We start from the raw sequence: 19,537 nt of genomic DNA on the forward strand, positions 1-19,537 counted from the left end.
TTCATCCAGTTCGGAAGCACGTGTACGTTAATAAACTGGTATTCCTTCGCATAGCCTACGATCTCCTCGATATCCGACATCGTATGATGTGTCCTCACCGCGCTGATATCGATCAGGTGCGCCGCTTCTTTTGCATTCATGATAAATCCCTCCTGATTTATTTCGTTTTAAATTTATTTCACAGGCACAGCCTGTCATATACAAATTCGATTCCATCCGATCTGACGGTTTCCCACTCCCATTGCGCGGGGCGAAACCGTCCCGCGCAATGTCCTTACTTGTGGTGGGCCCAAACGATCATTTTCTATTACTCTGGGAATAACTCGTTTACATTATCCTTATCAATAATCATGGAATGGGAAGCAAGCACTGCCTCTTCCGGATCCTGCCCCGCTACTACCTTGTTGTACAGATACATAAACCCATCAAACGACACGCCCGTGGGGTTCTGGCCGATGACCGTCATCTCACCTGTACGCACATAGTTTAGGTTTTCCGCGGTCTCGTCGTGACCGATAACGAATACTTCGCCTGTCTTACCGGCGTCTGCAACCGCCTTCGGCGCACCGTAAGGGCCGCCTGCTACACAGTAAATCGCTTTGACATCTGGATTTGCCGTCAGAATGTCTTTCGTGAGCGTATAGGTCTGGTCTGCACTGTCGTTCGCCTCAAAATCGCCTACACTGACGTAGCCTTTGGATTCGAGGTAATCTTTTACGGTGTTCCGCTTGATCTCAAGATTTTCCATTGTAAAGGAAGCCGTGATGATCGCGAATTTCGCTCCCTGCTCTCCGCCGAGGGCTTCGTCCATTGCTTCCGCAACCGTCTGGCCTGCTTCCTTATTATCCTGGCCGATGAATACGAACCGCTTGCTCGGCTTTTCGCTTTCTCCGTAAAGGGTCACTACGGGGATGCCCGCGTCGACTGCTGCATCAATATAGTTTTCCACACCGGTCACGAAGGGCGTCGTCACGATCCCGTCATACTGCTGTGCAACCGCAGCTTCCAGACCGTTGTTGATGACCGTCGCGTCGATGTTTTCGCCAAGGTTGATGTTGTCGATCGTTACATTGTGTCCGGCAAGGAATTCCGTCGCTTCCGCAACGCCATCCTGTACAAGGTTCCAAAACGGGTTGTTCTGGAAGCCAAGGAAGGCAAAGCGCAGCGGCTTTTCCGGTTCCTGCTGGACGATTTTCACGTTTTCGGCTTCGCCAACCTGCTTCCACTCGTAAGAGCCGGCTTCTGCGGCGCCTGTGGACGATTCCGCATTCGCTGATCCTTCCAGCGCGGCGGGCTCGGACGTCTCCGCAGACTGGGAAGGCCCTTCGCTGGCAGCAGGCACTTGCTGTGCACAGCCGGCGAATGCGACTGCCGTCAGTAGGACTACTACCACAATCAGACTGATAACCTTTTTCATTTTTTCCTCCTAAAGTTTTTATTTTTTTAAGCATTCGCTTAAATTGGATTTCTTTTGCCCAGTAGCGTACATCATGATGTTCTCCTCGGAATAATCCTGCGGTTCCACGATGCCGCTTACCCTGCCCATGCTCATGACGATGATCCTGTCGCTGAGCATTAGCAGTTCTGGAAGTTCGGACGAAATCAGCAGAATGGTAATGCCCTGATCCGCCAGATCCCGGATGATCCCGTAGATCTCGGCTTTTGCCCCTACGTCGATCCCATGCGTCGGCTCATCGAGGATCAGTATCTCCGGTTCTGTTTGCAGCCACCTTGAAAGTACAGCCTTCTGCTGGTTTCCACCCGAGAGGTCGCCAATACGCTTCTTGATATTTGTCGTTTTGATATTCAGCTTTTCTACATATCTTTGGGCCGCTTCCGTTTCCAGCTTCTTATCAATCAGCTTCCCTTTTTTCAATTTTTTGTAGCTTGCGATATTGATGTTGTCGCCCACGCTCAGGTCTGGGAACAAGCCTTTTACCTTGCGTTCTTCCGGCACCAACGCCAACTTATATCGTGCCGCGTCCCAAGGGCTTTTGATCTGTACGGGCCGGCCCTTGATGAGCACCTCGCCGCTATCGGTCTTATCGAAGCCGAAGATTGATTCCATCAGCTCGCTCCGGCCCGCGCCCACGAGGCCTCCGAACCCAAGAATCTCACCTTTGCGCGCGACAAAGCTGATGTCCTCGAACTTTTTCTTCCGGCTCAGGCCGCGCACCTCGAGGACCACCTCGCTGCTGATGCTTTCCGGGGCGCGTTTCTTCATGCTACTCATCTGATTTTCGAGGTCGCGTCCCACCATCAGGCGAACTGCCTCATCGATGTCAATGTTCACCTTGTCGACTGTTTTAATCATTATGCCATCGCGTAGAACGGTAATTTTATCAGCCACCTCGAACACTTCTTCCATACGGTGTGACACATAGACAATAGCGGTTCCTTCCCGGCACAGTTTGCCGATGATGTTCATCAGCGTATGCGTCTCCTTGGCCGTGAGCGCGGCGGTCGGTTCGTCCATCATCAGCAGCTTGGGCTTTAAGGACAGCGCTTTAACGATCTCGACCAACTGTTTTTGTGCCACGCTCAATTTTTCCACCGGGGTATCCGGCCCTATGTCTGGCACCTCGAGTTCACTAAGCAGGTCTGCGGTATTTTCCCGCAACTTGCGTTTGTCGATAAACGCCCCGTTTTTGGGATAATGTCCGAGGTAGATATTATCCATAACGCTAAGGTAAGGGATCAATGAATTTTCCTGATGGATCATGGAGATGCCGATATGCTGCGCTTCAAGCGGCGAATGCAGCGACACTTTTTTCCCTTCCCAGATTAGGTCTCCTTCCTCCGCGCGGTAATAGCCGAACAGGATGTTCATCAGGGTCGATTTCCCGGCACCATTCTCTCCGAGTATTGCATGGACTTCTCCTTTGCGGAAATTAATGTTGATATCGTTTAGCACCTTTACGCCCGGGAACGATTTGGAAATATGTTCTACGCGGAGCAGTTCCGAATTTTCCATACGCGCCTCCTTACTGCTTGCTGCGGCGGAACATATCGAATGCGCAGGCTGCGATGATAACAAGACCGATTGTAATCATCTGCCAATAGTTGGAAACCATCAGCAACACGAAGCCGTTGCGGATAACGCCGAGGATGCCCGCGCCGATTAGTACACCAACGATAGAACCTTGTCCACCCGAAAGGCTGCAGCCGCCGATTACCGACGCGGCGATCACATCGAGCTCCATGCCCGAACCGGCTGCGGTATCTGCAGAGTTCAGATTTCCTGCCGTAATGATGCCAGCAAAAGCGGCAAGCACGCCGATGATAGCATATACCGCAAATTTGATCCGGTCTACGCGGATACCCGAAAGCTTTGCTGCCTTCTCGTTTCCACCCACGGCGAATATGTTGCGTCCAAACTCTGTTTTTGTGAGGACAATATGCCCAACTACAATGATAATGAACATCAGAATAACAGGTACGGGAATTGGCCCGACCGTCCCGCCAAGGACGGCTACGGGATTATCGAAATCGATCGGTAGCCCGCCGGAGATCAGGTAAGAGATCCCCTTCACGATATTGAGCATTGCCAGTGTCGTGATAAACGGGTTGAGCTTCAGTTTGACCACGCACAGGCCGGACGCGAATCCAAGACCCGCCCCCAGCGCGAGTGCAAGGACAAGACCAAGCCACGGGTTGACCCCTGCTACGATCAGCGCGGCGCAGCTTACGCCGCCGAGGGAGATAAAACTGCCGACGGAAAGGTCAATGCCGCTGGTAATGATGACGAATGCCTCGCCCACGGCGATGATACCCATAACAGAGATCTGGCGCAGTACGTTAATTGCGTTTGTCGCAGTAAAAAACACTGGATTAAACAGCCCTATGAATACGCACAGCGCGGCCAACACGATCAGTATTCCAAGTTCGTTAAATGTTTTTTTACCTGTCTTTTTGATGCTGCTTGGAACGGCTTCTGTTCCTGTTGTGAAATTCCACATACACGTTATCCTCCTTAAAATATGAATTGACTGAGTTCTTTATATGCAGGCATCAGGCTTTCGTAAAAATGCTTAAAAGCCGGAAGAAGCTGTCTGTATTTTTCCATCTCCCCGTCATCCGGCTGTGCGCTGTCACTAAACTGAATCATGCCGCTTACCGCATCGAGGCTGCTTATGAGGTCCGCGCCCACGCCCGCAATAAGCGCCGCGCCGAGTGCGCCAATGTATTGCAGGTTTTTCGGACGGATCATTTTAACACCGAACATATTGGATAATATCTGCATCCACAGTCTGTTGTTTGCCCCACCGCCAATGAGCCGTGCTTCATCCGCCATCACGCCCATCATTTTATAGAAATCCACGCCCATCATCAGATCGAACGCCGGGCCTTCCATTGCTGCCCGGAGGATATCTGCTCTGGTATGGTGCATTTTCAGGCCAACGAGGCTGCCTGCAAGGCTGGCGTCGGAATAGAACGTATTGCCGCTGAACATGGAAGGCAGGAAGAAAACGCCGTTCGCCCCGGCACCCGCCTGAATCGCCAGCTCTGTAGCCGTTTCGTAAACCTGTTTCCCGTACTTTTCCCTGAGGTCCGCGCACAAGTTCTGTACCACCCATTCATAGGCTGCACAGGCGGAGTGGGAATGTACGCTTGTGAAATAGGTGCCGTCTCCGACATAGACCACATTGGACATGAATCTGTCCGTAATCAGAGGTGATTCATTATTTACGCCTACCCATCCGGCTGTCCCGAGGCACGTTACAAAAGTATTTTCCTTGCGCACCCCGCCGCCGAGGGCGCAGGCGTAATTGTCCCACGAGCCAAGAACGACCAGCGTATCGGTGGTAAGACCCATCTCTGCGGCAGCCTGCTTCGTAAGGTTTCCGACGGGCGTCGTATTTTCCGCGGGAACCAGGAGCTTTTCTTCATCCACACCGGAGATACGCATCAGCTCTTCGTCCCATCTATGTGTGTTCATGTTATAGAGCCCACTCATCCCGGCCTCACCATAATCTGTATTCCGGTAAGTCCCCGTCATCCGGTAGGCGAGATATTCCTTCGGATTCAGAAACTTAACGGCCCTGTTATAGATCTCCGGCATGTTGCGTTTCATCCACAATAGTTTAGAGGATGGATACAGCGTGACGTCGAAGCTGTTGCCCGTCTTTTCGTAGCGCTGGCGCGCCCCGATGTGCCTGAGTATATATTCCGCTTCCTTTGTACTACGCGCGTCCATCCACGTCATGACCCGGTCAAGCAGGAGATTCCCGTCTTTATCAATGGGGATCGCCGTCATTCCGTGCGAACTGAAGGAAATTGCCTTTACCTCTTTCGGCGCTACTCCAGATTTCGCCACAACCTCATGGGTAGCATCCTTTACGGCCTGCCACCATTCTTCCGGGCACTGTTCCGCCCAGTCCGGCTGGGGATAATATGTTTTAATCGGATAATAGGCCTCCGCAAGAAAATTACCGCCGGTATCGAAAATGCACGCCTTATCGCCACTGGTACCGAAATCGTGCGCCAAAACATACTGGTTACTCATTTTTTCTTCCTTTCTCGTGACTATTATTTTCCATTATGGTTAAATTATTCCACATTTCGGCAAAAAAAAGGAACACTAAAGAAACATTCGCTTAAACATTCGAAATTTCAAACACGTATGACTTTTACACCATGATCTGCAATCTTTTGGAGTTCTTCTTCGTTCTCCGCATAAAAATCTGTAATAAGAGTATGTACCTTATCAATACTGCAAACTTTATAGGCACTTACCTTACCTACCTTGGTATTGTCACACAGCAAAATCAGTTCTTTGCTGTTCTCCACGATCATCGACTTCAGCTCGCTGAGATTCAGCCGCGGGATCGAGTAGCCATTTTTGGCGTTAATTGCCTGGGAGCCTACAAACGCCTTTGTAAAATTATAGCGACTGAGCATATCGATTGTCATTTTCGACGCCATGCTTTCGTCTTCCGCCTCCAGTTCGCCGCCCGGCACTATAATTTTAAATTGCTTATTGCCTACGAAACACCGGGCAATGTTCATTGCGGAGCAAACGATCGTGACCCCATCAAGATCGAACCTCCTACCAAGCAATGCCGCAAATTCGAAGGTCGTTGAGCCGCCGCCAATATAGATAAAATCATTGTCTTCGACTAGCTCCACAGCGGCTTCAGCAATTTTTTTCTTGACCTCGCTGTTTTTCGATGTGCGTTCTATAAAGGAGCCATAGCCCGTATTCACCGACACACCGCCGTGAAACAACTGAATTCGCTTTTCTTTTTCCAACACTTTTAAATCCCTGCGGATCGTGGATGGTGAAAATTTCAACACATCGCTGATCTCTTGAATTGTCGTTACATTTGCATTCGCTATAAAGTCATAGATTTCTTGTTGCCTCTGAGTAATCAGATTATAATCCATGCCGATTTTTCTCCCTTGACGTAATTGTACCAAAGTGACAAAATTTTGTCAACGATCTTTTGAAAAAATTTTGCCATCAGTGGTATTTTTCTTCCACACATCCGAAATACACGCTCTGGATCCTACAAAAAATCCGTGTCCGGATCCATTTTTCTTTCTAGTGCGAAATAAAATAATTTAATTCATTATAACATATTTTCTGCCCTGTTTTCATCAAAAAAAGCGGAGGTCTGCGCCTCCGCCCGAAACAATTATAACCTGTCCTTATATTCCCCGTAGCCGCCCGTCTTGGTTTCAAAATCCCATTGGATGTCCTGTCCGCCCGCGCACATTCTCCGCCACGAGCTGATATGGAAAACCGACGCGCCCGCCGCCTTCATCAGCTCTGCCTTCTCACGCGTGCGGCAGCGCCCCGCAATTTCAATTTCCAGCTTGTCGCCAAAATGCCTGTAGATATACTCCACATGCTCCACCTTCATATCGCCGTGGTGCAGGCCGGGGCTTGTTTTCATGGCGGTGAGGCCAAGGTCGACGTACATGTTGCAGATGCGGTCTACCATCTCGAGCGGCACCTTGATGACCCAACTGATGGGGACCACGGTGCATTTCCCGCCAGCCGCGTCTACCACGGCCTTGAGATCCTGGTAGCAACGGTCATAATCCCCGGAAAGCATAGCGCTGATGTCAATACCAACATTCACCTCATACACGCCCCACTCTACCGCATAGCGCATCAGCTTTACCTTCATTTCCGTGGTCTGCCCGCCGTAAGGATAGCCGATGGTCATGGCGGTGCGGGTAAAACCGTTGCCATACTTTTTGTGCATTTCCATCAACATAGGAATCTGGTAGGGTTCTACAATAATGGAGCGTACCCTGTGCCGATATCCGTCAATGATTTCTTTTTCAATAACGTCATTGCCATAAAAAGACAGAAAAGGTGAAATTACGCTGCATTCATACATTTCACTGTCATACATTTCCGTTTTCCTCCCGTTCCATGAATTCGCGGATCAGTTTTACGGGGCAGGGCGTGGATATTCTGTCTGCCCCGGCCGCAAGAAGTGCGAGCGCAGTTTCCACGTCCACAATGTTTCCTTCGGCCTGCACCTTTACCCGGTTTCCCACCGTCTCTTTTATCAGCCCGACCTCATGCACAGTAGGGACCAGCATTTTGTCGTTCCTGTTTTCGTCGAGCGTACAGTATTCCCCGGTGGAGGTAACGATCCAGTCTACCCCCGCCTCTGCCGCGGCTTCACAGGCAAGTTTTGCTTCTTCGTCCGACAGCATTTCAATTTCAATAATGAACTTCACAGCGACATCGCGGCCCACCGTTTCTTTTACCAGCCGCATTTCATCCACGAGATAGGCGCGGCTTTGCGATTTGGTTTCCCGCGTATTGCCTACAACCTCCATTTCGCTTGCGCCGTGCAAGACCGCATTCGCGCATTCATCCGCTTTTTGCTGCGGCGAAAATCCACCGTGCGGATAGGAGATCAGCGCGCATATTTTAACCGGGGCATCCTTCAGCGTCTCCCGGCACATATCGATCATATTCGGGAACACCGTCACTGTGGGAATGCCATATTCCTTCGCTTCATAGCAAAGGTTTGTCACATTCGGGTAATCTACATCCGTACTTAAAATCCGGCTTTCCAGCCGTGAGATAAATTCAGTTAATTCCATGGGTAAGTACCTCCGTCCGTTTTGCATAAGCGGGTGTGAGCGCCTCATAAAATTCCCGAAACACCGGCAGGAGGCGAAGATAGGCCTCCCTGTCCGCTTCGTTCGGGTCCGTCGTCCGCTGCGGAGTAATCATTCCGCCGGCAACATCAAAATCGCGGATCATCCCCGTTCCCACCATACCGTTCAATGCCGCGCCAAGCGCGCCGATGTGCCGCCTGTTCTTCGGGGCGGACAGGCGAATGCCAAACATGCTGGCAAGAATATCCATCCACACTTCACTGTTCGCACCGCCGCCAATGATGTTGGCCTGCCGCGGAAGCGCGCCCCGGCCGCGGAAAAACTCCGCACCCATCATCAGGTCAAACCCCACGCCTTCCATAGCGGCGCGGATGACATGCGCGTCCGTACTCTGCGGCGTGATGCCAAGGTAAGTACCGCACAGGTTTGCATCCGAGTAAAAACTATTGCCCGCGTAAAGCGCGGGCAGGTAAAACATTCCGTCCGAGCCGGCGGGTACGCCGGCCGCCAGCTCTTCCGCCTTTTTGAAATCCCGGCCCAGGCTGCCGCAGAAATGGTCCATCACCCAATCAAAGGCCGCACACGCCGCATTCGTATTGAAAATCGGGAAATAGGTATCCTGCCCGACATATACATTGTTCACCATGCAGTCCTGCGCCAGCATCGGTTCCGGATGCGTAATGGAAAGCCAGCCCGCCGTACCGAGGTAGACCGCCATATTTCCTTTGGTACGCGCGCCCGCGCCTGTGGAACAGGCAAAATTGTCCCATGAACCGAGCACCACCGGCGTATCCGCCGCCAGACCCATTTCCGCCGCCGCTTTAGAAGTGAGCCCACCCATCACAGCGGTTACGTCCGTAGGCTCGAGCAGTTTTTCCCCGTCCGTTTCGGAAAGCGCAAGAAGCTCGGAATCAAAACAGCGGTTGTGCAGGTCGTAAAACCCGCCAAGGCCCGACTCGGTATAATCTGTTTTGCTGATAATACCCGTCATTTTGTGGATCAGGTATTCCTTGCAGCCTAAAAATTTATATGTTTTTCCGTAAACCTCCGGCATATGTTTTTTGAGCCAAAGTATTTTGGCGGCGGGATACATGGCGATGTCAAAGCCGTTGCCCGTGCGCTCGTAATGACGGCGCGCGCCGAACTCCTTTAAAATATGCTCCCCCTCTTTTTTAGGGCGCGTATCCATCCAGATCATAGACCGCTCGGTAAGCGTCCTGCCCTGCCTGTCCACAGGAATAACCGCCATACCCTGTGCCGAAAAAGAGACGGCCTTTACGTCTTTGGGCAGTGCGTTCGATTTTTCCATGACCGCCCGGGACGCGGATTTTACGGCTGTCCACCAGTCCTCCGGGTTTTGTTCCGCCCAACCGGGATGCGGATAATAAATCGGATAGTCGCAGGTTGCTTCGGCAAGGAAACTCCCCTCCGTATCGAACAGGCACGCTTTATCGCTCGTCGTTCCAAAATCATGTGCTAAAACTAAATCTGCCATGCTTGCCTCCTTATTTCAGCAGCGCTTTGACATAGATTGTCGTATCGGTATAAAAACGGCCTTCCTTGGGTACCGTTTTATGCACCAGGTAATTCCACAGCAGCCGCACCGCTTCGCGGCCCTGCCCAAAGGCTCCCTGATCGATCACGAAATCCACTTCATCCTCCCGCAGCAACCGCTCCGTTTCCCGCGTCAGGTCGAAACAGACAATACGCACATTGCGGCCCTGCTCCTTCACGGCGCGTGCAACCGCGCCTACGCCCGCACCCGTCACATAGATTCCGGCAAGCTTGCGGTCTTCAAGCACCAACCCGGTTTCCCGATAGGCGGTTTCATCATCGTCGTGGATGTCCGCAAAACCGGAAACCTGTACCTGTGGGAACCCTTCGGACAGTTCGTTTTCAAAGCTTTCAATCCGCTGCCGGTGGGCGCTCATGCTGATGGGGCCGTGAAGAATTGCCACACGCCCCTTTTGACCAACCGCCCTGGCAAGAAGCTCCGCCGCAGTACGCGCACCCCGCGGAATATCCTGTCCCACAAAGCAAATCCGCGCCGTATCGGCAATATCGCTGACAAACGTTACCACCGGAATATGTTCTTCCTCTGCCCGCCGGAGCGCTTCGCGCGTAAGGTTTCCGTCAAGGGCCATCACCGCAATTCCGTCCGGATGCGTGTCGATAATTTGGTGCAGGGATTCCGCCTGTTCGTCCTCCCGGAACTCCCGCATGATAAGGACGTCCACACTGCAATTCAGTTCCCGCAGCTCTTTCGCGGCGGCGAGCGCCCCTTCCCGCACTTTTTCCGCAAAGGGATTGAGCGGCGTCATCAGGATGGCGATCCGCCGCTCTTTCATGGACTGGGAAAGCTCTGTGGCAAGGCGGTTCGGAACATAGTCCGCCTTACGGATTACTTCCTCCACGCGCGCGCGCACCTCATCCGACACGCCTTCGCGTCCGTGCAGCACCTTATCCACCGTTCCGCGGGACACCCCCGCAATTTCTGCAATCTGCCTGATTGTAAATGGCATAAAACCTCCTACGTGCCCGGGCACGTTACGATTTGAGTGTAACACCGGCATACGGGAATGTCAAATAAAATTTACAAGGGATGAAAAAACGTCCTGCTGGCAGAACCGGGCACATCTTGGGAAAACAGGAGCCGTTTGCCTTATGGATCGAAACAGCGCAATTCATCAGTCATGCCCCATGTGTCCGGGCAGACCGTATCGCCGTTCACGATGATGCTGAATTGATAATTCATATCCTGCCCTTTCCTGCTGCCCAGCCTCTCCCGCGGAAGCGCATCCCCTTATCGGAACAGGAAAACACAGGGAATATTCCTGCAACGCCGGGCAGGCGGCGGGTAAAAGGGAAAACAAAAGCGGCACGTCCCATCTCTTCGAGGGGCGCACCTATTCATACGGCTGTGTTTTTCGCCGTAAGGTAGCTTAGTCGGAAAGCGCTTCCTTCAGCTTCTCGAAGCTTTCGTCGCTGATTGCATGTTCGATTCGGCATGCATCCTGCTCCGCCACTTCCGGGTCCACACCCGCCGCCGTAAGCCGGTCCGTAAAAAAACGGTGACGTTCGTATACTTTCTGCGCAAGTTCCAGTCCTTTTTCCGTAAATTCCAGGTCGTTGCCCGTATCCGGGTGGAGGAGGCCCTCCGCCCGGAGCGCGGCAACCGCACGGCTGATGCTCGGCCGTGAAAAACCCATATAGCGGGCGAGGTCAACCGGCCGGACCGTTTCTTCCTTTTGTTTCAGGATCAGAACCGCTTCGAGATAATCTTCCCCGGAGGCATGCAGCCGGGGGGATTTGTCTTTTTTCATGAAATACTCCATCCTGCACTTTCCTGTTGTAATTCCACCATACGCGCGAACATACCCCCGCTTTTTGCGAGTTCTTCCGGCGCGCCCGTTTCCACGACCTTCCCGTCTGCAAGCACAACCACCTTATCCGCGCCCATAACCGTCCTCATCCGGTGGGCAATAATGAGTACCGTTTTATTCTGTACCAATCCCGAAATCGCCGCCTGTACCGCGGTTTCATTTTCTACGTCGAGGCTGGCCGTCGCTTCGTCGAGCAGGATCACCGGCGCGTCCTTGAGAAGGGCGCGTGCAATAGAGATACGCTGGCGTTCACCGCCCGAAAGAGTGGAACCGTTTTCGCCGATCATCGTTCCATAACCCTTGGGCAGTTTGTTTACAAATTCATCGCACTGCGCGGCCCGGGCGGCAGCGAAAACCTCTTCATCTGAAGCGTCCCGGCGCCCGAGGCGGATATTTTCCATCACCGTATCGCTGAACAGTACGACGTCCTGGAAGACGATTGCGTAATTTGTGAGGAGCGCTTCCGGCTCTACCGTGGACACATCCACGCCGCCGAGGGTGATCTTCCCCCCGTTTACATCCCAGAAGCGTGCGGCAAGCTTGGCCGCCGTGCTTTTTCCGCCGCCGGATGGGCCAACCAGCGCCGTTACTTCGCCTTGCCGTGCCGTGAAGGAAATATCTTCAAGCACACCTTCATTTTCATTATAGGCAAATTTCACATGATCGAAAACGATATCGTAACCGCGGGGGGAATAATGATCCGCGCCCGTCTGCACCGGTTGTTCTTCAATGGCCCGCATGCGCTCGATCCTGATTTGCGCGCTATATACCGCCGCCATATTCTCGAAAGCCGCTTTGACCGGATCGTAAATGCGCGAAGCCGCAATCAGGTATATAAGGAATACCACCAGGCTGACCTGCCCCGCAACCAAAAGGCCAATTCCCACGAGCACGGTTGTGCCAAGGCCAATCTTGAGGAACGCCTGTGCGGAGGTGACGCACGTTCCCGTAACGAGTTCCGAACGGATGGTCGCGCTTTCCGCCGCGCCGAGCTTCCGTTCGAGGCTGGCAAGGTAGGCCTGCTTTTGGTTGCAGGCTTTGATATCTTTCACCGTTTCCAGGAGTTCCTGCAGGCTGTCTGTCGCTTCACGCTTTACCAGCAGGGTGCGCGTCCCGAACTTATCCTGCACCTTTTTGGACGCAACCACCAAAAGCGCTGCCACCGGGACGACCCAGATCACCGCAAGCCCAAGCCGCCAGTCGAACGCCAGCATACCTGCTGCAATGATTACCGTGGAGATGATCGTCCCGTAGAGCTGGGGGACAAAATGGGAAAACGCCTGTTCGAGGGAACTGCAGTCGGACATCAGCGTCGCCGTAAGGTCTGAAAGGTCCCGCCGTCCGAAAAACGAAAGGGGAAGCCCGCGCAATTTTTCCGCAAGACGGATGCGCCGGTTTGCGCTTTCGTCGTAAACTGCAATATACAGCGCCTTATACTGGATCCAGTGGACAATGTAGATGACCGCGACAAGCACCGCTGCAAGCGCCGTGCTGCTCCATACGCCGTTTGCTGTATCTCCGCCCGCGGAAAGTGCCGTGATAATATCCATCAGCACCATAATCAGCAGGCCGATAGGAACCATCAGACTGAGGTTTGCCGCCACAGTCCACAATGTCGCACGGACAAGATCCTTCGCGCCGCCCTCTGTAAGGGCGTAATGCCTTTGCAATTTCTTAATCATGCGGGTACCTCCTTTCCCACCTTCCACTGTGCCGCCGTTTGGTAATCCTTCCACATTGCGGCATAAATCCCATTTTGTTCCAACAGTTGTTCGTGCGAACCGCATTCGGCTGTTTTTCCGTCCTTAAGTACGATAATCTGGTCGGCGCCGCGCACTGTAGATAACCTGTGTGCAATCATCAACACCGTTTTTCCCCGGGTCAGCGTTTCGAATGCCTTTTGGATAAGTGCCTCGTTTTCGGGATCCGCAAACGCGGTTGCTTCATCCAGCACGACAATGGGCGCATCTTTCAAAATCGCGCGGGCAAGCGCAATCCGCTGCTGCTCGCCGCCGGAAAGATATACTCCCTTTGTGCCGATCACGGTATCGACGCCCTGCGGCATTTTTTCCAGAATATCGTCCGCCTGCGCTGCATGAGCCGCACGAAGCGCTTCCCCGCGCGTTGCATCCGGGCGCGCGGCACGAATATTTTCCAAAATACTCGTTTTGAACAGGTGCGTATCCTGGAACACAAAGGCAACCTTGTCCATCAACTCCCTTGTGGTGATTCGGCGTACATCAGTGCCGCCCACCAGGACTTCCCCTGCCTGCACATCCCAAAACCTGGGAATCAGGCTTGCGGCAGTGGTCTTCCCGCCCCCGGACGGGCCAACCAGCGCCACTGTTTTTCCCTCGGGTACGCGGAAGCTGACGTCTGAAAGCGCGGGAACCTCTGCACCGGGATAGGTAAAGGTAACATGCCGGAGCTCTATATCCGTCCCCTCGGGGGATTCCGGGTTTTCCGGCTCTGGGAGCGGCGCTTCTTCCATGATCTGATCGAGCTTATATACCGCCTCGGACGCTTCCATTGACGCCTGTCCCGCATACATCAGGCGGTTGATCATCATGGCGCACAGCGGCGTAAACAGGATATAAAATATAAGGTCTACCAGCACGCCCCAGCCATCCGCAGAAATCCCGCACAGGATCATCCCCGCCGGGATCAGCAAAAGAAACGTGCTGTTCAAAATCGTCGTGAACGCCGTCATGGGCGTACGGTTCACCATCGCGTATTCCGAGGCCAGCTTGCTGTAGCTCATAATCGAGGAATAAAAGCTCTTGAAAGAATACACTGTTTGCTGGAATACTTTGACGACCGGGATTCCCCGCACATATTCCGTCGCTTCCGCGCTCAAATCTTCGATCGCACGCTGGTAGCGGCTGAAAAATTTTGCCTGCTTCCCACCCATCATCTGGAAAAGCGTTACGATGGAAATTGCGATGGGAACCAGGCATAAAAGGCCCATCCTCCAGTCGAATACAAACAGCAGCGCAACCGCGGCAACCGGCGTTATAACCGCCCCAACGGAATCGGGCAGTTCGTGGGCAAGCAGGGTCTCCGTCATGCCGGCGTTGTCGTCAATCATTTTGCGCAGCCTGCCCGACTGGTTGGACGTGAAATAGCCAAGCGGCAGGTCCACCAGATGTTTCGCCGCGGCAGAGCGCATATTCCGTGCCGTGCGGAAGGCTGCAAGGTGGGTACACATCAACGCCCCAAAATAAACCGCTGCACTTATGAGGGCAAACCACAGCGCTTCCCAGCCGAAGCGGACCAGACCTTGCGCCGACGAAAAATCGGGCATAGCGGTAAAAATGCCCCGGGCCACAAACCAGATCAGGATATAGGGCACCATCGACAACAATGCTGCAATCCCTGACAACGTACAACCGAGTACCGTCAGCTTCTTATGGCTGCCGGCAAACCCAAGAAGCTTTGCAATGTTTCCTTTCTTTTTCAATGTCTTTCTCCTTTTGTTCTTTTGTTAGCATATGCTAACTACCAAATAGTATAACCTATCCGTTTCCGTTTGCGCCAGCTCCAAAAGGTATAGATTGCTCCAAAACGGCATCCTTTTTATATTCCCGGGGTACCGTTCCGTAATAGTCTGTGAACGCGGAGGAAAATTTACTCGGGTTTTGGTATCCAACCGTTTCCGCGACCTCACCCACGCTCATATCCGTTGTTTTAAGCAGCAGCGCCGCCCGTTCCAGCCGCCTGCGTTTCAGATATTGGTAAGGCGTTTCCCCGTAAACTTCCGCAAAACGGGTTTTGAGCGTCGTCATGCTGATATGGTATTTTGCAGCGAGCTCGGAAAGCGTGTAGCGCCTTTTCAGGTTTTCCGTCATTTTACGGGCAATGTCTTCCACTTTGCGGGCGCTGTTCCGACAGTAGCACGGGTGGGCCGGCGCACTTTTATTATCACAGTGGAACGCCAGAAAGAGAATCAGTTCCATCGTTTTCAATTTATAATATCCACTGTGGCCGCCGTCCGGCGCATGGTACAATTCAGATACAATATGCTGGATTCGGGGATCTGTGCGCAGGATCAGTACTCCTTCCCCATAGAGCAGCCTTTCAAAGATATCGGAAAAGGGAATTTGTTCCCCGAGGAAATCATTCAGGGACTGTTCCGCTGTTTCCACATGGATCAGCAGGCTGAGCCCGCAATATTCCCCGCTTACAAAAGAAGAACGTTCCATTGGCCTGCCCATATCGCTGAAGGAAAAATCCTGCATTCCAAGGCTTATATGGCGGCCGTCCGGCAGGACGCATTCATAGCTTCCCTTGAGGCAGTGATTGACCTCAATGAAACCGGGCCGGGTTTTTTCATTCCGAAATCCGCACCGCGTATAAAAGTCATTGAATACCAGCAAAATGCCCGGCAAAACCCGGTGGGCCGTCATCGTACCGGAACCATCCGGAAAATCCACGGTATAGACCGTATACCTGGTTGTTTTTTCTGTTACATGCGATCCTTTTGGAAAAATGGCATCCCAATTCATATGATTCCTCCTGCCGATGGATTGCGGGGCATGGCTTGTATTACGCGCCCACCGGGACATTTGCACCAATCATGCGGTTTACCCGGATCAAAACAATAAGTACGGCTTTTCCTGTATGCCCCCGGCAGTGCCGGCGCCCGCCGCGGCACGTCCCTTTCCGGCGCGCTTTGCCCCCCTCTTTTTTCAACCGCAGCGTTTACGCACCACGCTATGTTTTCTGCATCTGAGAACCTTGTTATCACTGAAATTCTTTCTATTTGCCGTGTTTCCATACTTTACAAAAAATCCAGCGGTTGATATACTGTAGTTAGCATAAGCTAACACCGATAGGTATTACTGGGCCGTATGGTTCGGTACTATATTTTATATTTTATCATGGAGGGAACTTAAATGGAAAAAGTTGAGTTACACGTAGAGGGGATGGCCTGCGGCGAATGCGAAGCGCATGTAAACCATGCAGTTCGCCAGCTTCCTGGGATCAGGAAAGTGAAATCCAGCCGGCGCAAAAAGCAAACCATGGTGGAATACGATCCCGCGCAGGTGACAATAGGCCAAATCAGGGATGCCATCAACGCGACTGGATATGAAGTCAAATAGCGCTGGAGTCCTCGGAAGCAAAAAACGCTTATGCCCAGACCATAGGCGTTTTTTGCGGGAAATCCCCCTTCCCCGCTTTATTCGCTTTTTTCCCCAATCAGGCAAATCCATCCCTTATCTTCCTTTTTCTGGAAAATTTTCCTGAACCCGGCCTGTTCCATCTTTTCCGACAATTCTTCCCCGCTATAGACAGTCATCCCTTCGATCCGGTTCGTCCACGTCGTATCTGTGGGATCGCTTGCCTCGCACACCAGCATCAGCCGCCCGCCCGGTTTCAACACACGCAGTATTTCAGAGAGAGCACGTGGGATATCCGGCCAGAAATAGACGGTTTCAAAACCCGTTACCAAGTCAAACGTATTCTCTTCATAGGGCAATGCGCCCACATCACCCTGTTGGACTTCACAGCGTTTTCCCAAAAATGCCGCATTCCTTTTGCGGCTCACCGCCACGCTGTCCCCGGAATAATCGAGCCCATCCACGAATCCATCCGGGCAGCGCTCCAAAAGCCGCGCGATATTTGCCCCGCCGCCGCAGCCCACGTCAAGCGAACGCGCATCCTTTGGAATTTTTATGTTAGCGAATGCCCATTCTGAAAGCAGGCCGTGCCCTGCGTTCATTCCCCGCAGGACCATGCGCCCCATGATTCCTTTGGGCTTACGGGTATTTTGCAAAATTTTGTGTTTCATACCTGTTTCCTTCCGTTCTTCAATCAAATCCGTTTTGCCGCCAAGTAGCAAAGCGGAATCAGCCTGTACCGGAACGCCCGCCGTTCCGTATCCCCGAACCCGTGCACGGCGATAAAACCGGCAAGTTCCTCCGCATCCCGTCTATAAAACGTACGGGGCCTGACGGGTGCCATCAGTTTTATCCAAAACTGGCTGTGTCCGTTTTCCCCGTGCATGAAGGTTGGCGAAAACAGTCTTCCGCCCGGCTTTAAAACCCGCCCGATCTCCGCGAGGACATTTTCCGGTTCGGGCATGCCGCGCAATTTCCAATGAGCACGGCGTCAAAACGGCAAGTTCCATAGAAGGTCTGCGTGGCGTCCTGCACGGAAAAGCGGGGAGCGTGAAGCTTTCATAGCTACATCCGGGCGCCTGTGTGGTTTCCGGGAAAGGCCATTACGCTGTCCGTTATGCGGGGCAATCCGCCATCTTCCCAGCCTACAGCCGTCCCACCAATTCAAGACCTGGTTTCAACGTTTCCGCACCGGGCCGCCACTTTGCCGGGCATACTTCATCTCCGTGCTCCGCCACAAACTGGCTCGCCTGTACGCGGCGCAAAAGCTCATCCGCATTGCGGCCAACATTACCCGCTGTTACTTCATAAGCGACAATTCTTCCCTGTGGATTCACTATGAAGCTTCCCCGTTCGGCGACGCCCTCCTCCCCAATATACACATCAAAATCTTCCGCAAGCGCGTGTGTCGGGTCGGCCAGCATAGGATACCGAATTTTTTTGATGCGGTCTGAGGCATCATGCCACGCTTTATGCACAAAATGCGTATCGCAGGAAACCGAATATATCTCGCACCCTACCGCTTTGAACTCGTCATATTTGTTTGCGAGGTCTTCCAGTTCCGTAGGGCATACAAATGTAAAATCCGCCGGATAGAAAAAAAATACACTCCATTTTCCCATAATATCCTTTTTTGTTATGACATGGAATGCGCCATCCTGATAGGCCTGCAGCGAAAAATCATTGATTTCCTTATGGATCATTGACATAAGAAAGTGCCTCCTTCTATTAAAATATGTTTTAGTTAGCATATGCTAACTACGTTTATCATATCAAATTTTTTGTCCGATTGCAAGCGGGTCATTTTTCCATAGCATTCTGGTGCCTATATATCAATCTCCCATAAACGATTTTTTATATGTCCGGCTCTTAGCGTCCCAGACGACAAAAAAAGCTCCCGCCGCAGTCAATGCCGCATTCGGTCATTGCAATGGCGGGAGCCAGAGGGGAATTTACGATAACTTTGTGGCGTCTACCACAGAGCCGCACCGGGAACACCGGAATACTCCGGCGTCTTTATCTATGCTTGCCGTTCTGGTCATATCCTTATCCGCAGCAGACCGGAATTTACAGATGATATTACACCTTGGACATACGCCGTATGCTATTAATTCACCGCGGTAAATCGATTGATACATACCGTGCACCTCCTTCTTGACATAGTCTATCCACCATAACACGAAGGCACAGGGAAAGCAAAGGAGAAAGCGCGGTGAAAAGCGCCGCAAAGCGCAGGAAAAACAAGGGAACCCCCTCTAAACCAAATTGCCGCTGCGAACCGGATGGGTTTGGTGAAACCAATCGTATTCTTTTCCATCCGCGCTTTTCTTTGATGGCCAGGGAAGATTACTTGCAGGATACTTCGCGTTCGTTCCCTGTTAAGACTGGCGTGCAGGAAAAAGCGCCCCCTGCTTACATCTTGTTTATCCCTGTTTACATCATTTCCCTTTAGATTTCCAGAGGGATCTTTGCGGCATTATGCTTCAAATAATAACGCCGGGGGTATCTTCGAAATACATACACTGCAACCTGGCGGCCTGCGGGCTGCCCTTTTTAATCCCATTCGCAGGGGAAAAGCTTTATACTGGTGGTATGAATAAATTCCCTCCTGAAATTTATGCCGGCGTTACCACATATACGGATCCCGACGGCAACCTCACTCCCCTATCCATCACCTGGAAGGACAGGCGGGCCTACCGTATTGACTACATCGCCGATATCCGCAGAGCTGTAAGCCGTGCGGGCGGCGGAATACGGTATACCTGCATATTTTCCGGCAGGCAGCGGTATCTGTTTTTCGGGGATGGCCGCTGGTTTTTTGAGCTCCGTTAACAGGTCCATCCTCAGGAAAGCATCTTTCGGGATGCGCCGCCCATGCTGCGCAGCGTTCCATCCTGCAATCGTTACAAACCGTTCATAATTTCTTTGATTTGAGTTCACATG

The 19,537-nt window shown here is 52.3% G+C and carries 19 protein-coding genes; 1 reads left to right on the top strand and 18 read right to left on the bottom strand.

Annotation, left to right across the window (positions count from 1 at the left end; translation table 11 throughout):
• Positions 1-307 precede the first annotated feature (307 nt).
• The 13 genes from H8S18_RS11005 to H8S18_RS11065 form a co-directional block, all read right to left on the bottom strand.
• A complete protein-coding gene (locus H8S18_RS11005; protein ID WP_186858325.1) occupies positions 308-1,417 on the bottom strand; it encodes a sugar ABC transporter substrate-binding protein in 1,110 nt (369 codons plus the stop codon).
• A gap of 18 nt (positions 1,418-1,435) precedes the next feature.
• Positions 1,436-2,974: a sugar ABC transporter ATP-binding protein gene (locus H8S18_RS11010; RefSeq protein WP_186858326.1), complete on the bottom strand. Its 1,539-nt coding sequence runs from the start codon at positions 2,972-2,974 to the stop codon at positions 1,436-1,438.
• A 10-nt stretch (positions 2,975-2,984) separates the two neighbouring features.
• Positions 2,985-3,959 (bottom strand): ABC transporter permease, encoded by a 975-nt coding sequence (locus H8S18_RS11015; RefSeq protein WP_186858327.1) that lies wholly within the window; start codon positions 3,957-3,959, stop codon positions 2,985-2,987.
• Positions 3,960-3,973: 14 nt separating this feature from the next.
• Positions 3,974-5,506, bottom strand: a complete 1,533-nt coding sequence (locus H8S18_RS11020; RefSeq protein ID WP_186858328.1) for a xylulokinase — start codon at positions 5,504-5,506, stop codon at positions 3,974-3,976.
• Between the two features lie 107 nt (positions 5,507-5,613).
• Complete coding sequence (locus H8S18_RS11025) at positions 5,614-6,387, bottom strand: DeoR/GlpR family DNA-binding transcription regulator (RefSeq protein WP_186858329.1); 774 nt, start codon at positions 6,385-6,387, stop codon at positions 5,614-5,616.
• 251 nt (positions 6,388-6,638) lie between these two features.
• Complete coding sequence (locus H8S18_RS11030; protein WP_186858330.1) at positions 6,639-7,367, bottom strand: hypothetical protein; 729 nt, start codon at positions 7,365-7,367, stop codon at positions 6,639-6,641.
• Entirely contained in the window at positions 7,360-8,073 is a 714-nt protein-coding gene (gene deoC, locus H8S18_RS11035) for a deoxyribose-phosphate aldolase (protein WP_186858331.1), read from the bottom strand. The genes H8S18_RS11030 and deoC overlap by 8 nt, the downstream gene beginning before the upstream one ends.
• Positions 8,060-9,586, bottom strand: coding sequence for a xylulokinase (locus tag H8S18_RS11040; RefSeq protein WP_186858332.1), 1,527 nt, complete (start codon positions 9,584-9,586; stop codon positions 8,060-8,062). Before H8S18_RS11040 ends, deoC begins: the two co-directional genes overlap by 14 nt.
• 10 nt (positions 9,587-9,596) lie before the next feature.
• Entirely contained in the window at positions 9,597-10,613 is a 1,017-nt protein-coding gene (locus H8S18_RS11045; RefSeq protein ID WP_186858333.1) for a LacI family DNA-binding transcriptional regulator, read from the bottom strand.
• A gap of 420 nt (positions 10,614-11,033) precedes the next feature.
• Entirely contained in the window at positions 11,034-11,414 is a 381-nt protein-coding gene (locus tag H8S18_RS11050; protein ID WP_186858334.1) for a metal-dependent transcriptional regulator, read from the bottom strand.
• Positions 11,411-13,156 (bottom strand): ABC transporter ATP-binding protein, encoded by a 1,746-nt coding sequence (locus H8S18_RS11055; RefSeq protein WP_186858335.1) that lies wholly within the window; start codon positions 13,154-13,156, stop codon positions 11,411-11,413. The genes H8S18_RS11050 and H8S18_RS11055 overlap by 4 nt, the downstream gene beginning before the upstream one ends.
• Positions 13,153-14,934, bottom strand: coding sequence for an ABC transporter ATP-binding protein (locus H8S18_RS11060; protein ID WP_186858336.1), 1,782 nt, complete (start codon positions 14,932-14,934; stop codon positions 13,153-13,155). Before H8S18_RS11060 ends, H8S18_RS11055 begins: the two co-directional genes overlap by 4 nt.
• 55 nt (positions 14,935-14,989) lie before the next feature.
• Positions 14,990-15,979, bottom strand: a complete 990-nt coding sequence (locus H8S18_RS11065) for a helix-turn-helix transcriptional regulator (RefSeq protein ID WP_186858337.1) — start codon at positions 15,977-15,979, stop codon at positions 14,990-14,992.
• A 390-nt stretch (positions 15,980-16,369) separates the two neighbouring features.
• Here H8S18_RS11065 and H8S18_RS11070 point away from each other — a divergent pair, with 390 nt between their 5' ends.
• Positions 16,370-16,576: a heavy-metal-associated domain-containing protein gene (locus tag H8S18_RS11070; RefSeq protein ID WP_186858338.1), complete on the top strand. Its 207-nt coding sequence runs from the start codon at positions 16,370-16,372 to the stop codon at positions 16,574-16,576.
• Positions 16,577-16,653: 77 nt separating this feature from the next.
• Here the strand turns inward: H8S18_RS11070 and H8S18_RS11075 are convergent, their stop codons facing one another.
• The 5 genes from H8S18_RS11075 to H8S18_RS11095 all read right to left on the bottom strand — a co-directional run bounded on the left by H8S18_RS11075 (position 16,654) and on the right by H8S18_RS11095 (position 19,534).
• Entirely contained in the window at positions 16,654-17,265 is a 612-nt protein-coding gene (locus H8S18_RS11075) for a class I SAM-dependent methyltransferase (RefSeq protein ID WP_186858339.1), read from the bottom strand.
• A 23-nt stretch (positions 17,266-17,288) separates the two neighbouring features.
• Entirely contained in the window at positions 17,289-17,558 is a 270-nt protein-coding gene (locus H8S18_RS11080) for a hypothetical protein (protein WP_186858340.1), read from the bottom strand.
• Between the two features lie 181 nt (positions 17,559-17,739).
• The gene (ahpC, locus tag H8S18_RS11085) at positions 17,740-18,303 is read right to left on the bottom strand and encodes an alkyl hydroperoxide reductase subunit C (RefSeq protein ID WP_186858341.1); all 564 of its coding nucleotides are present in this window, start codon (positions 18,301-18,303) and stop codon (positions 17,740-17,742) included.
• Between the two features lie 243 nt (positions 18,304-18,546).
• The gene (locus H8S18_RS11090; RefSeq protein ID WP_186858342.1) at positions 18,547-18,732 is read right to left on the bottom strand and encodes a hypothetical protein; all 186 of its coding nucleotides are present in this window, start codon (positions 18,730-18,732) and stop codon (positions 18,547-18,549) included.
• Positions 18,733-19,258: 526 nt separating this feature from the next.
• Positions 19,259-19,534, bottom strand: a complete 276-nt coding sequence (locus H8S18_RS11095) for a hypothetical protein (protein WP_186858343.1) — start codon at positions 19,532-19,534, stop codon at positions 19,259-19,261.
• Between the last annotated feature and the right edge of the window lie 3 nt (positions 19,535-19,537).

Source organism: Christensenella tenuis (assembly GCF_014287795.1).
In the GTDB taxonomy this organism is placed as follows: Bacteria; Bacillota; Clostridia; order Christensenellales; family Christensenellaceae; genus Christensenella; species Christensenella tenuis.